We start from the raw sequence: 13,994 nt of genomic DNA on the forward strand, positions 1-13,994 counted from the left end.
AATATTTATCTTTTAAAATGATAGCAAATTTAACAAAAAATATCAAATTTGATGTTCACAAAACTGAATACCAAAAATTTATGACTACAGGATTAGCTTTCGGGATTTTAGCCGTTTACTTTCTAATGCTTATAATTGTTGCTCATTACACTTCTAAAGGAGCCGACACCAATACTTTTTTTACAGCAAACAAACAATCTCCTTGGTGGTTAGTAGCTTTCGGTATGATTGGAACGTCAATTTCTGGGGTTACGTTCATTTCAGTACCGGGTGATGTTGGTAAAGTATCGCTTTCGTATTATCAAATTATATTAGGCAATTTAGTTGGTTATTTTGTAATTGCAACGGTTTTACTTCCTTTATATTACCGATTAAATTTAATTTCAATTTATACGTATTTAGATAAACGATTAGGGAAGATGTCTTATAAAACTGGCTCTTCTTTTTTCTTGTTAGCTCGTACTTTGGGTTCCGCAGCTCGTTTATTTTTGGCCGTTCAAGTACTTCAATTAGCCATTTTCGATGCTTGGAATATTCCTTTCTGGATTTCAGCTTTGGTAACAATTGCATTGATTTGGGTTTATACTTACCGTGGCGGCGTAAAAACAATTATCGTTACAGATACTTTACAGACTTTCTTCCTTTTAACAGCATTGGTATTAACAATTTTCTTGATTGCGAACAAACTAGATTTAGGTGTAGGTGGATTAGTTTCTACCATTCAAGAAAGTAAATACTCGAAAATGTTCTTCTTTGATGATTTTTCTTACAAACATCATTTCAGTAAAGATTTCATCGCAGGTATTTTTATTGCTATTGTCATGACTGGGCTTGACCAAGATTTGATGCAAAAAAACCTTACTTGTAAAAATATCGGCGAAGCACAAAAGAATATGTTTTGGTTTTGCTGTACTTTCGCTGTAACCACTTTGCTGTTTGTTTGTTTAGGAGCTTTACTTTATATCTATGCAGACAAAATTGGATTTCCAATTCCAGAAAGAACAGATCTATTATATCCTAAATTAGCATTAGGTGGCGAATTTGGCATTTTAGCTGCTGTTACTTTCTTATTAGGCATCACAGCTGCAACGTATGCAAGTTCTGATTCTGCTTTAACAGCACTCACAACCGCTTTCTGTATAGATTTCATGCACATCGAAAAATATGAAGAAAAACAAAGAAATAGTATCAAGCATTATACTCATATCGGTTTCTCTGCACTTTTCTTTATCATCATTTTGATATTCAATGCAATAAGTAGTCAGTCTATTATTTCAACGGTATTTAATATTGCTGGTTATACTTACGGACCACTTTTAGGTTTATTTTCTTTTGGACTTTTCACCAAAATGCCCATTAAAGACAAACTCGTTCCATTTGTTTGTATCGCCGCTCCTATCCTAACTTATGTTATTGATGTTAATTCGAAAGAATGGTTAAATGGTTATCAATTTGGATTTGAGAAATTATTGCTAAATGGAGCAATTACTTTTTTAGGATTATGCCTGATTAAAACAAAGTAAAATCTTCGTCTTCAGAAAAAATGGATGTCAGGTAAATTCTGACATCCATTTTTTATAAATTATAATGAGAACGCACAACGCCCGTATAACCTTGTTGTGAAAGCCAAACGGTTTTTTCATTCGCTAGTTCTTTTGAATAATATTCTCCAAAGAGTAGTCTGTATAACTTAGCATTTTCTTTGAGAGCAACTTGTATAAAAATTTCTTCTTTAGGTATTCCCATTTTTAGTAACTCATCATATAAATCTCTTACAAAACCTAAATTTGTCAATGCAGTAACTTGCACAGCATATCCTTTCGGGAATTTCTCTGTACCATCAATATCATAAGTTCTTTCAGCTGAAAATGGAGGATTTGTTGCTATTGAGTTAATGTAAAGATTGTTTTCATAACTCTTTCCACTATCTTTTGAAAGTACCTCTCTCCTTTCAGGCATTATACTTTCCGCAATTCTATCTGATGCTCTTTTATGAGTATTCGAAGTCATTGGCGAAAGTACTTCAATCCGTACTCTTGCTTTTCCACTTGCCATCATACCAAGCCTGGAAGCAGCTTCTTTGGAAAGATTAATAATTCTGTCCTCTTTCTCGCATTCGCAATAATCATTTACTCTTACTTCTACAGCATGATTATTTTCGAGATTAACCACTTTTAAAATAGTATTCAGAGGATACCTAGAATGTGAAGCGGTGAGCTGAGTATCATCATACTTTTCACCAAAAGAGGTATATTTACCCTTGAGATGAGCCGCATAATAACGAGCAATGCCTTCTTCGGCAAAGCTTTTTGTAGGAATTTGTTCAATGATAGAGGCAAAGGAGGAAGCTTTTACCAATAAAAATAGGGTTGAGTAAGCGATGATCTTTTTCACAGCGTTTTTTAATTTATAAATTTAAAGCTAACAATATACTACTTAGAATATCACAAATAAGTACAAGTTTTTCATCAGATAATAAAAAACATATACTCTTATCTTATTAAATCAGGCAACCATGTGAAATTAATTACTTTTTACTATAATTACATAAAAAATGATGTAATTACATCTCATTTTTTTAGTCTAATTTTAGAATATTGTACTTCTAAGTACTTTATAATTACATTTTTAACCATTTTGATATACAAATATGATTTCAAAAACAATTCAAGGACAACAAAGGGTAATCATTGAAAATATTAGTCCACAACTTGATGCAGGACGCTTTGCTGTAAAAGCATTTATAGGCGATACCATCAAGGTTGAAGCTGATATTTTCTTGGATGGACATGACCAATTAAGCGCAAGATTACTTTACAAGTTTTCAACTGATGAAGCTTGGACTGAGAAAAAAATGAGTTTCGTCAATAATGACCGATATGAAGCATCTTTTGTAGTTGCTAAAAATGGTTTTTATACTTATACGATTGAAGCATGGGTTGATCATGCTGCTACTTGGGAACATGAAATTGATATGAAAATCAAGGATGGTCAAATAGTCAATGTTGAACTTTTGATGGGTGCTAACATTCTTGACAAAATGGCTAAAATAGCTTCAAAAGAAGATAAAACTGAATTGAAAGCTACTGCAAAAATTTTCAGAGACAAAAATACTTACAACGAAGCCATCGCATTTACTCATAGTAAAAAAATGCACCATTGGATTGAACAATATCCAGATAAACAGTTTATAGCTACTCATAAAGAACTAAAACTCTGGGTTGATAGAGAAAAAGCAGCATTCTCATCTTGGTATTCTATGTTTCCACGTTCTGCTTCCTCTAAAAAAGGACAGCACGGAACATTTAAAGATGTCGAAGAAAATGTACTTCCTCGTTTAAAATCATTAGGTTTTGATGTTTTATATATTCCGCCAATTCATCCAATCGGTAAACAATTCAGAAAAGGGAAAAATAACAGTACCACTTGTGAAGAGGGCGAACCGGGAGTACCTTATGGAATTGGCTCAGAACTAGGCGGACACACCGCTATTTTACCAGAATTAGGAACATTAGATGACCTAAAACATTTAATTGCTACTTGTAACGAAATGGGAATTGAATTGGCTTTGGATTTAGCGATTCAATGTTCTCCCGACCATCCTTGGGCAAAGGAACATCCAGAATGGTTCAAGATTCGCCCTGATGGAACAATTCAGTATGCTGAAAATCCTCCGAAAAAGTACCAAGATATTTATCCAATCAATTTTGAATCTGAAAATTGGCAAGGACTTTGGGAAGAATTGAAAATGGTAATTATGACTTGGGCTGAATGGGGAATCAGAATTATTCGTGTTGATAATCCACACACTAAAGCTTTTGGATTTTGGGAATGGGTTATTGCCGAAGCACAAACTGTTTATCCTGACATGATTTTCTTGGCTGAGGCATTTACAAAACCTAAAGTAATGGCACAATTGGCTAAATTGGGCTATACACATTCTTATACTTATTATACTTGGCGAAATACAAAGGCGGAATTAATTGGCTACATGAATGAATTGACCAAAACCGAACAAGCTTTATATATGCGTCCAAACTTCTGGTCGAATACGCATGATATTCTTCCTTGGTGCTTACAAACAGGGCTTGAGCCAATGTTTATTATTCGTTACTTCATGGCAGCTACGCTTTCGGCTAACTATGGAATTTTCGGACCTGTTTATGAATACATGATTAACGAAGGGAATCCTAATAAAGAAGAGTACAAAAATTCTGAGAAATACGAAATAAGACATTGGGATTGGCAAATGGAAAATAAACTAACCCATGTTATCCGCAAAACCAACGAAGCGAGGATTGAAAATTCAGCTTTACAAAGAACCAATAATATTACTTTCTGTGATATTCAGAATGACCAAGTAATAGCTTATTTGAAAACGCATTCAAACGGAAATAAGATTTTATGCGCCGTTAATCTTGACCCGCACAATCGTCAAGGAGGAAATGTGAGAATTCCTTTACATTTAATTCATAAACATCCTGATCAAGAGTATATCGTCCATGATTTGATTACTGGCGCAAAATATGTTTGGCGTGGCGAATACAACTTCATTGATTTAGATCCACACATTATGCCAATGCACTTATTTAGAATTGAAGATATTTAGAAAACAAAAAGACCTTTTCTTATTTCTGAAGAAAAGGTCTTTTAAAATCATCCTAACATGAAAGAAGCAATATTAACATTATTCCAAAGAGATTTGAAAGTTCTTATCAAAGAAATAGAACAGTATCCTTACGAAAATCTTATTTGGCAAACAGTAAAAGGAACAAATAACGCTGGTGGAAATTTAGCGTTGCACTTAGTAGGAAACTTAAAGACTTATATCGGCAAAAATCTAGGGAACATTGAATATATCCGAAATCGTGAACATGAATTTTCAGCAAAGAATATTCCACGACAAGAAGTACTCCAAGCCATCAATGAAACATTAGAAGCTGTAACAATTACGCTTGCTCAATTAAGCCACGAACAATTATCAAATACTTATCCAGAAAATGTATTGGGTTATGAAATGAGTACTGAGTATTTCTTGATTCATTTACATGGACATCTTACTTATCATCTCGGACAAATTAACTATCACAGAAGAATTATTAGTGAAGTGTCTTAAGTTATTTTACTGAGATATTTTCCAAATTTAGGACTCCACGTGGGCAAACCTCAGAACAAATTCCACAACCAACACAAGAAGCCCTAACAATATCTTGTCCTTTTTGCGCATAAGCTCTTACATCAATTCCCATTTCGCAAAAAGTAGAGCAATTTCCGCAAGAAATACATTGACCAGCATTTACGCTGATTCTGTATCTTGATTTATATCGCTGAACGATTCCTAAATAAGCTGCCAAAGGGCAACCAAATCGACACCAAACACGGTTGCCCATTAATGGATAAAAGCCAGTTCCGACCACTCCAGCAAAAATACTTCCAATCAAAAAGCCATAAATGTATCGGATAAAATTGGTATCAATAATTCCGAAGAGTTTACTCTCTTTGGTAAAAAAAGTATAAAGTACTCCTACAGTCATGATTAAAGAAAAAGCTAGTATTCCATAAATTGAATAGCGTTCAATTTTCCATGCTTTTAAAGATTTATCTGATAATTGTCTGAATGGGTCTCCTACAGTTTCTGCTAATCCTCCGCAACCGCAAACCCAAGAACAATACCATCGTTTTCCGAAAAAATAAGTCATTACTGGAACGCCAACAATAAACAGAAAAATACCCCAAGCCAACATAAAGTAACCAATTGTACCAGCAGCTATTTTCTTTTCGATGTTATAATCAAAAAAGAAGGCATAATCTAAAGGAAAAATATTTTTAAAGTCTTGATAAGGTAAATTCAAACGAGCAAGTAATTCTGGAATTAAAAAAGCAAAACAGGTTTGAAAGAACATTACCGAAATGGTTCTTATTTTTTGATAATTGTTGTGGCGATATTTACGAATCATTCTGATTCCCATTCCTAAAATAGCAATCGTGTAAATAAAGCCATAGAAAAACCATTGGTCAGCAACTTTTCCTTTGAGCATTATACTTATCGGGTCTGTCAAAGAAATAAGCCCTTGAATGGATGCAGGAAACCAGTAAAGAAGTATATAGAAGATAATTAGCAGACTACCAATCAGCATTCCAAGCCATCCTTTATTTGTTGCTGGGTTTTGAAAAATATAATTATTATTCATTGCGTCTAATTAAAAATCCTTGAAATAAGATTTGCGATATTTTTCTTCTTTTTTATCAAAATGGGCTTTTCAGGATGCTCCAGATTATACTTTTCAAGTATAGCATTAATAAAAGGTTTTGAAAACTCTGGATTAAAATTGGCTTCGTCTAAATGTTCTAGCACATATTTGATTGTACTTTTATTTCGAATCCATTTTTCACAAGTTGCTTGTCTCAAACGAATGCCCAAAGCATGAATTCCAATAATCCTTTCACTTTCAGCATCATAATTAATTCTTAAACAATTATTATTCTCTGGATTTTTCCAATAGAATGTTCGTTCATTCGCAGGCAGTACCTGTGCTATTTTACCATAAACTTGGTATTCTATCTCAAAAAACTTAGCAGAATTGTAAAAAATATCTGGTTCATACTTCGTTGTATTTCCACAAATATTCTTCGCAACAGTTTCACCCATTAATTTTCCAGAATACCAAATCTGCTCAATCGCCTTTCTTTCATTCGGAGGATTTTTGTGTTCTATACAATCGCCGATGGCAAAAATATCTGGCTCGCTCGTTTCTAAATACTCATTCACTAAAATACCTTTTCGACTTTCAATTGAAGTATTTTTCACTAAATCAACATTTGGACTTACTCCTATTGTCAATCCAACAAATTCACAATCTATCTTTTCATCTTTTGACGTCAAAACACTAACAACACACTGATTTACAGAACAATAAACCTCCTTTAATTCAGTATTTATTAATACTTTAACACCCATTTTCGCTAGATGTTGAGTAACAATATTAGCCTCTTCAATCGGCAGTACATTTCCCCAGAAAGTATTTTCACGGATTAGAAAAGTAACTTCAATATTTCTAGAAATCAACATTTCGGCTAACTCTACTCCAATCAAACCCCCTCCTACAATTACTGCTTTTTTAATGTTTTTAGTATTCTCTTCTAACTTCTCTAAATCTTGTAAATGATAAAGTCCTTGCACTCCTTTTATATCAGGATTAATATTGGGCAAAGTATTATAATTTGAACCTGTTGCTAAAATCAATTGATCGTACTCAAGTAATTCTTTAGTTAACTGAAGATTTTTTCTTTCAATATTGATTGATTCCACTTTATCATACTTTAATTCAATACGATTTTTCTCCCAAAACCAATCTTCATAAGGTTTGGTATGTTCGTACTTCATTTGTCCCATATAAATATACATGAGTGCTGTTCTTGAAAAAAAATGTGTTGATTCTGATGAAATAACCGTGATTTTGTAATCGCTTAGTTTTCTGATATGCCTAGCCGCAGTAATTCCCGCAATTCCATTTCCTACAATGACAATATGTTTCATACTTGATTCTTAAAAATCTTTTTCGAATTTACAATAAATTGATGGCTAGTGATTGTTCAGAAGTATCATAAAATAAAAATTTCTACTTCCATCATTCAGCAATCCGCAAAGGATACTATCTTTGTGACACGATTCTCTGGCATCGAGGTCAATTAATCACAAAAACTCAATGCAACACAAACTCATCCTATCCAGTCCTCTACTAGGTATTACCATTAGTCGTCTCTGTCAAGAATTGATTGAGAATCATCAGAATTTCGAAAATTCTGTGATTATTGGCTTACAACCAAGAGGTATTTTCTTTGCTGAAAGAATACATCAAGAACTAGAATCAATTACTGGTGTTAAAATTCCTATTGGTTATTTAGACGCTACTTTCTATCGTGATGATTATCGTCGCCGTGAGTTAGTGAAAGCCAATGCTACCAAAGTACCTTTCATCATTGAAAACAAACAAGTAATTTTAGTTGATGATGTTTTGGCAACTGGCCGAATGGTAAGAGCAGCACTTGATGCTATGACAGCTTTTGGGCGTCCAAGTAAGGTTGAATTATGTGTATTGATTGACAGAATTTACAACCGAGATTTACCCATAAATCCTGATTATGTTGGTAAAAAAGTAAATACCCTTGCTACCGAAAAAGTATTAGTAGAATGGAAAGAACAAGGGCATGAAGCCGATAACATTTGGTTAATCACAAAATAGCATGCAAAAACTAAGTACTCGACATCTTTTGGGGATTAAGGATTTAACACCCGACGACATCGAACTCATTATGGCTACTGCCAAGGAGTTCAAAGAAGTAATTAATCGCCCCATCAAAAAAGTACCTTCCCTACGTGATGTAACAATTGCAAACGTATTTTTTGAAAACTCAACACGTACTAGGCTTTCTTTTGAACTGGCTGAAAAACGTTTATCTGCTGATACTATCAATTTCTCTGCTTCTGGTAGTTCTGTTAAAAAAGGAGAAACACTTCTTGATACCGTAAATAATATTTTGGCAATGAAAGTAGATATGATTGTGATGCGTCATGCTAGTCCTGGCGCTCCTCATTTTCTTTCAAAACATATTGCTGCCAATATTGTCAATGCTGGAGATGGAACCCACGAACACCCAACACAAGCATTGTTAGATTCTTTTTCAATGCGTGAAAAATTAGGAACAGATTTAGCTGGAAAGAAAATCGCAATTATTGGTGATATTTTACATTCAAGAGTGGCCTTATCAAATATTTTTGCACTTCGCAAACAAGGAGCAGAAGTAACACTTTGTGGACCATCAACCTTGATTCCACGTTATGTGAATGAATTAGGCGTAAAAGTTTCGCATAATGTAAAAGAAACGTTGGCCTGGTGCGATGTAGCCAACGTACTAAGAATCCAATTAGAAAGACAACAAATAAAGTATTTCCCTACGCTTAGAGAATACTCTTTATACTTCGGTATCAACAAAAAAATGCTGGATGATTTAAACAAAGAAATCGTCATTATGCACCCGGGACCAATAAACCGTGGGGTTGAACTTACTTCTGATGCCGCAGATTCTCATCATTCAATTATCCTTGACCAAGTTGAAAATGGTGTTGCTGTAAGAATGGCAGTGCTTTATTTATTGGCTGGTCAAAACTAATTTCTATTCTTACTCATAGTATTCCTACAATGCTATGAGTAAGCTTCTTTCTTCCTGTTCCTTTTCTCATTTCTTTTTTTCTATTTTTATAAAATTACCATTCAAGCTCTAAAAAAGGCAAAATATTGTATATTTGATAAAAAAATAGACTATTCCACGAAATTGTAAACAAAAAAGGACAATCAAACTCATTTCAATTTTATTATCGGTATTTTACGCTTCACTAACTAATGATGAAATAAAATTCTATGAGCTTAACCGAATCTATTTCAAAAGAAATTTTATATTTACAAAAAGACATCAATTTGCTTTGCAAAAAATCCATTAACCATAATTAAAATGGCAAAAACGTCCAAAACAACTACTCAACCAACCGAAACAACTAAGAAAAAAGTAAGTAAAAAAGAAGTTGTAGAAGTACCAGAAGTAATCCAGACTCCAAGTGCTCCAGTAATTCTTAAAAATGTAGAAGTATTCAGTCGTTTTTCTGATTTCGACATTGATCTCTTTAAAGCTGGAAAACATTACCGATTGTTTGAAAAATTTGGCTCACACATTACAGAATATCAGGGCGTACAAGGTGTTTATTTTGCAGTTTGGGCTCCTTCAGCAAAATCGGTATCTGTCATCGGGAATTTTAACTATTGGGATAAAGGTAGCCATCATTTATTTGTACGTTGGGATGCTTCAGGTATTTGGGAAGGCTTTATTCCTTACATGGGTAAAGGTGAAACCTACAAATTCTGTATCCAAACTCAGGATAACCGTTTTATTGAAAAAATGGACCCTTATGCCCAACACTTTGAAACACCTCCACGTACCGCTTCAGTAGTTTGGGACAACTGGTATGAATGGACAGATTCAGACTGGATGGCAAAGCGTCATACAAAAAACTCTTTGACTTCACCGATGTCTGTTTATGAAGTACATGTGGGTTCTTGGAGAAGAAAAGAAGGAAATGAAAAACTTACCTTCGTAGAATTAGCAGACCAATTAGTGAATTATGTGAAAGAAATGGGCTTCACGCACATCGAATTCATGCCAATTATGGAACACCCTTATGAGCCTTCGTGGGGTTACCAAGTACTTGGATATTTTGCTCCTTCGTCTCGCTTTGGAACTCCTCAGGATTTCATGTATTTGGTAGAAGAATGCCATAAAAACGATATTGGAGTATTACTCGACTGGGTTCCTTCTCATTTTCCGGGCGATGCACACGGGTTATACGAATACGATGGAACTCATTTATTCGAACACCCAGATATGCGTAGAGGGTATCATCCAGATTGGAAATCTTATATTTTCAATTATGGTAGAAACGAAGTGCGTAGCTTTTTGATTTCTAATGCTATTTATTGGTTAGAACGCTACCATGCTGATGGTTTAAGAGTTGATGCCGTTGCCTCAATGCTTTATTTAGATTATTCTAGAAAACATGGTGAGTGGGAACCTAATATTTTTGGAGGAAATCACAACCTTGAAGCCATCTCTCTTTTCAAAGAATTGAATGAAACGATTTACTCTCAGTTTCCAGATATTCAAATTATCGCAGAAGAATCTACTTCATTTACGGGCGTTTCAAGACCGATTTATGCTGGAGGTTTAGGCTTTGGTCAGAAATGGATGATGGGATGGATGAATGATACATTAAATTACTTCCAAAGAGACCCAATGTATCGTCGTCATCATCAAGACCAATTAACATTCTCTACAGTTTACGCATTCACCGAAAATTTTATGCTTCCGCTTTCTCATGATGAGATTGTTTATGGCAAAAAATCTTTAATAGGAAAAATGCCAGGCGATGAATGGCAAAGATTTGCGAATTTAAGGCTTCTCTTTTCATACATGTTTACTCACCCAGGTACAAATCTGATTTTTATGGGTGGAGAGTTCGGACAAACATCTGAATGGAATTTTGAAAAAGGATTAGATTGGTGGTTATTAGACCATGCCCCGCATATAGGTATCCAAAACCTAATGAAAGCACTAAATAATTTATACAAAACAGAGCCTGCTTTATACGAAAAGCAATTCTCACATGAAGGTTTTGAATGGATTGACACTTCTGATAGAGATAACTCAGTCGTTGTATATGCAAGAAAAGGAAATGTCAATAAAGAACAGCTTATCATTATCTTGAATATGACGCCGGTTCCTAGAGATAATTATAGAATTGGCGTGCCAATGCAAGGAATTTGGAATGAAGTTTTGAATTCCGATGAACACCATTTCGGAGGAAGCGGAAAAACCAATAAATCAGTAATTATGGCTGAAGAAATTGCTTGGCAAGGAAAAGCCTATTCCATTTCTTTAACGATACCTCCACTCGGAGCAAGTATTCTTAAAGTTAAATAACCTAAAAAGGGATGATACTAAAGAAAGTATCATCCCTTTTTTTATAGAGTGTAAACAAAAAAAAGACCTATGAATCCGCCAATTCAAGGGTCTTTTCAAAATCATCATACAACAAATAAAATAAATTTACTTGTCTGTAAATAATATTTTAGAACTCTTTTTTACCGCCATAAAATAGAATCTAAAAATATTACTGTAGTAATCAAATAGTAAATTACCGCCATAATTTTGTTATTTGATTAAGTAAAATTAACACAAATCCACCGATGTTGTATTTAAAATGCTATGATTTTTACAAGAATTACACGAAGTAAGAATTTAGCCATTCAAACCTAAAATTTTGATGTGAATTTTAAGAATTTGTTGTTTGAGCGAAAAAATATGATGATTTAAGTGTCTTTTAATTTAGATTTCTTAATCAAATATTCATCAATAAGTCTATTACTGGTTGTGAAATTTATAAAAAAATAAAGACTCGATGCATTGCTCCGAGTCTTTACACAATCCGCCTAAGTAGTAATCTTTAGGGCATAGCCCAATATTTTTTCTCGTATTTTTAGATGAAATACTTTATAAGTAAATCACAGAAAATTAATTGTTCGTAATGTTAGATTGAGACCGCAAGTTGAGAGGATTCTATAAAAGAAGAAATCAATAAAGCTATCAAAATGATGTAAGCTTTTTCTTATCTTATCCTAACACTTGGCGGAATGTTATTAAGTACAAGTATAGAGAATATTAACTGCTCTTAATTGTCAACCATAACTTTATTAATAATCTCTTTAACAAATATATAACTCATTTTACAATCAACAAAAATTTCAGGGATTATTTATTAGATAAAACCAATAAGTATTATCAAAAATAATTTTCTTTCATCTTTGCAGCCTCAAAGTTCATCTTAAAATTACTTACTTGAATAGTTAATAATGGTGATAACCGTGAAACATCAGGAAAGTGAGTTCCATCAACAAATACTTTATTAACTTTTGAAAGTTTAATTTTTCCATTAAAACTAAAAGGAGTAATCATTAAATTATTATCTGATTTTTGAGCCAATTTAAAAGTGAACCAGTTATTTTTTAATGGAATAGACAAAAAGTTTTTATTAAATTTTGCCTCAAAAATAATTTTATTATCTAACCTTACCTTTACACTTGTTTTACCATCTGCTTCATTTGACCATTCAAAATCAGCTTTTTCTTTTGGAATTCCCCAATTTTTTCTTCCGTTTAAAACACTTTCATCAGAAGAAACATATATTTTACTGATTGAAAATACCTTTGCCCAATCAAAAGTAAACATACCTGGAATAAAAAGTAATTCTTGATATTTACCAACATTTGAAGATTGGTAATCAACTAACATTACTGTTCCAAAATATCCTAAAAATCTACTTTTTTGAAAATCTTCCATAAATCCATTTTCCATAACAAACTCTTTCGGAAACTTATAAATCATTGCGTAAGCATTCCCTGTTAAATGCCAAGGAGCTTCAGCAAGAAGTTTTATTTCACTTTGATTTTGCATATTGATGGGTTTAAAGTCCAATTTTTTTATAAATAAGTAGCCAAATACGTTTGCATTTCTGTTTGTACTTTTTTCGCTTCTTGAGCTGCCTTCTCAGCAAAATCTTCACCAGATGAGGCATAAATAATTGCTCTTGATGAATTAACTAATAAACCGCATTGTTTATTCATCCCAAATTTAGATACTTCTTCTAAACTTCCTCCTTGTGCTCCAACACCCGGTACTAATAAAAAGTGTTCAGGAACAATACTCCTAATTTTCTGTAACATTGCTGCTTTAGTAGCACCCACTACATACATTAATTGTTCTGAACTGCCCCACTCCTGAGATTTTGTAAGAACTTCCTCAAAAAGTTGTTTTTCATTTGTTAACGAAAGTGTTTGAAAGTCTTTACTTCCAGCATTTGACGTAAGCGCTAGCAAGATAACCCATTTATCAGCGAATTCAAGAAAAGGTTTTACAGAGTCTTCGCCCATGTATGGTGCCACAGTAACAGAATCAAAGTTTAATCCCGATGATTGTTCATCAAAAAATGCTCTAGCATATAAACCTGAAGTATTTCCAATGTCACCTCTTTTTGCATCAGCAATAGTAAAGCATTCTTTTGGAATGTATTCTAATGTTTTTTGAAGACTTTCCCAGCCTTTAGCACCAAAAGCCTCATAGAAAGCGATATTGGGTTTATATGAAACCGCATATTGATGAGTAGCATCAATAATTTGTTTGTTAAACTCAAAAATTGGGTCTTTTGTTTGAAGTAAATGTCGGGGAATCTTCTGAATATCAGTATCTAAACCAATACACAGATATGATTGTTTTTGTAAAATTTGCTCAAAAAGCTGCGACTTTGTCATTTATAAAAATCTTAGTTTTCTTTCTAAAAAGTGCTAAGTTTAATTGGAGAAAGAAATTTGCTTAATCTTCTGAAGAAGCAA

General features: G+C 33.4%; 10 protein-coding genes and 1 pseudogene. 6 read left to right on the forward strand and 5 right to left on the reverse strand.

Annotated features, from left to right (window positions below; all coding sequences use genetic code 11):
* The first annotated feature begins 80 nt into the window (after nt 1-80).
* Nucleotides 81-1,523, forward strand: a complete 1,443-nt coding sequence (locus tag VB798_RS18750; RefSeq protein WP_323261157.1) for a sodium:solute symporter — start codon at nt 81-83, stop codon at nt 1,521-1,523.
* A 52-nt stretch (nt 1,524-1,575) separates the two neighbouring features.
* Here the strand turns inward: VB798_RS18750 and VB798_RS18755 are convergent, their stop codons facing one another.
* Entirely contained in the window at nt 1,576-2,394 is an 819-nt protein-coding gene (locus VB798_RS18755; protein WP_323261159.1) for a septal ring lytic transglycosylase RlpA family protein, read from the reverse strand.
* Between the two features lie 256 nt (nt 2,395-2,650).
* Here VB798_RS18755 and VB798_RS18760 point away from each other — a divergent pair, with 256 nt between their 5' ends.
* Together VB798_RS18760 and VB798_RS18765 are read left to right on the forward strand one after the other, a co-directional pair.
* Nucleotides 2,651-4,609, forward strand: a complete 1,959-nt coding sequence (locus VB798_RS18760) for an alpha-1,4-glucan--maltose-1-phosphate maltosyltransferase (RefSeq protein ID WP_323261161.1) — start codon at nt 2,651-2,653, stop codon at nt 4,607-4,609.
* 57 nt (nt 4,610-4,666) lie between these two features.
* The gene (locus VB798_RS18765; protein WP_323261162.1) at nt 4,667-5,116 is read left to right on the forward strand and encodes a DinB family protein; all 450 of its coding nucleotides are present in this window, start codon (nt 4,667-4,669) and stop codon (nt 5,114-5,116) included.
* 1 nt (nt 5,117) lies between these two features.
* Here VB798_RS18765 and VB798_RS18770 read toward each other — a convergent pair.
* A pseudogene (locus VB798_RS18770) lies at nt 5,118-6,191 on the reverse strand (4Fe-4S binding protein); the annotation flags it as partial.
* A gap of 5 nt (nt 6,192-6,196) precedes the next feature.
* The gene (locus tag VB798_RS18775; RefSeq protein ID WP_323261164.1) at nt 6,197-7,537 is read right to left on the reverse strand and encodes an NAD(P)/FAD-dependent oxidoreductase; all 1,341 of its coding nucleotides are present in this window, start codon (nt 7,535-7,537) and stop codon (nt 6,197-6,199) included.
* Nucleotides 7,538-7,706: 169 nt separating this feature from the next.
* Here VB798_RS18775 and pyrR point away from each other — a divergent pair, with 169 nt between their 5' ends.
* From pyrR to glgB, 3 genes are all read left to right on the forward strand, one after another.
* Nucleotides 7,707-8,243, forward strand: a complete 537-nt coding sequence (pyrR, locus tag VB798_RS18780; RefSeq protein WP_184135852.1) for a bifunctional pyr operon transcriptional regulator/uracil phosphoribosyltransferase PyrR — start codon at nt 7,707-7,709, stop codon at nt 8,241-8,243.
* 1 nt (nt 8,244) lies between these two features.
* Nucleotides 8,245-9,171 carry an aspartate carbamoyltransferase catalytic subunit gene (locus VB798_RS18785; RefSeq protein WP_323261168.1) on the forward strand — a complete coding sequence of 309 codons (927 nt, stop codon included), beginning with the start codon at nt 8,245-8,247 and terminating at the stop codon, nt 9,169-9,171.
* A 339-nt stretch (nt 9,172-9,510) separates the two neighbouring features.
* Nucleotides 9,511-11,529 carry a 1,4-alpha-glucan branching protein GlgB gene (gene glgB / locus VB798_RS18790; RefSeq protein ID WP_323261170.1) on the forward strand — a complete coding sequence of 673 codons (2,019 nt, stop codon included), beginning with the start codon at nt 9,511-9,513 and terminating at the stop codon, nt 11,527-11,529.
* Nucleotides 11,530-12,387: 858 nt separating this feature from the next.
* Here the strand turns inward: glgB and VB798_RS18795 are convergent.
* Both VB798_RS18795 and pyrF read right to left on the reverse strand, forming a co-directional pair.
* On the reverse strand, nt 12,388-13,059 hold the full coding sequence (locus VB798_RS18795; RefSeq protein WP_323261172.1) for an acetoacetate decarboxylase family protein: 672 nt from the start codon (nt 13,057-13,059) through the stop codon (nt 12,388-12,390).
* A gap of 26 nt (nt 13,060-13,085) precedes the next feature.
* Nucleotides 13,086-13,913 (reverse strand): orotidine-5'-phosphate decarboxylase, encoded by an 828-nt coding sequence (gene pyrF / locus VB798_RS18800; RefSeq protein ID WP_323261174.1) that lies wholly within the window; start codon nt 13,911-13,913, stop codon nt 13,086-13,088.
* Between the last annotated feature and the right edge of the window lie 81 nt (nt 13,914-13,994).

Source organism: Arcicella lustrica, assembly GCF_034930985.1.
GTDB classification, from domain to species: domain Bacteria; phylum Bacteroidota; class Bacteroidia; order Cytophagales; family Spirosomataceae; genus Arcicella; species Arcicella lustrica.

Bases quoted from the DNA above. Each gene is read 5' to 3' on its own strand.
- glgB (WP_323261170.1), top strand. From the start codon at position 9,511: ATGGCAAAAACGTCCAAAACAACTACTCAACCAACCGAAACAACTAAG.
- VB798_RS18760 (WP_323261161.1), top strand. From the start codon at position 2,651: ATGATTTCAAAAACAATTCAAGGACAACAAAGGGTAATCATTGAAAAT.
- VB798_RS18785 (WP_323261168.1), top strand. From the start codon at position 8,245: ATGCAAAAACTAAGTACTCGACATCTTTTGGGGATTAAGGATTTAACA.
- pyrR (WP_184135852.1), top strand. From the start codon at position 7,707: ATGCAACACAAACTCATCCTATCCAGTCCTCTACTAGGTATTACCATT.
- pyrF (WP_323261174.1), bottom strand. From the start codon at position 13,913: ATGACAAAGTCGCAGCTTTTTGAGCAAATTTTACAAAAACAATCATAT.
- VB798_RS18795 (WP_323261172.1), bottom strand. From the start codon at position 13,059: ATGCAAAATCAAAGTGAAATAAAACTTCTTGCTGAAGCTCCTTGGCAT.
- VB798_RS18750 (WP_323261157.1), top strand. From the start codon at position 81: ATGACTACAGGATTAGCTTTCGGGATTTTAGCCGTTTACTTTCTAATG.
- VB798_RS18775 (WP_323261164.1), bottom strand. From the start codon at position 7,537: ATGAAACATATTGTCATTGTAGGAAATGGAATTGCGGGAATTACTGCG.
- VB798_RS18765 (WP_323261162.1), top strand. From the start codon at position 4,667: ATGAAAGAAGCAATATTAACATTATTCCAAAGAGATTTGAAAGTTCTT.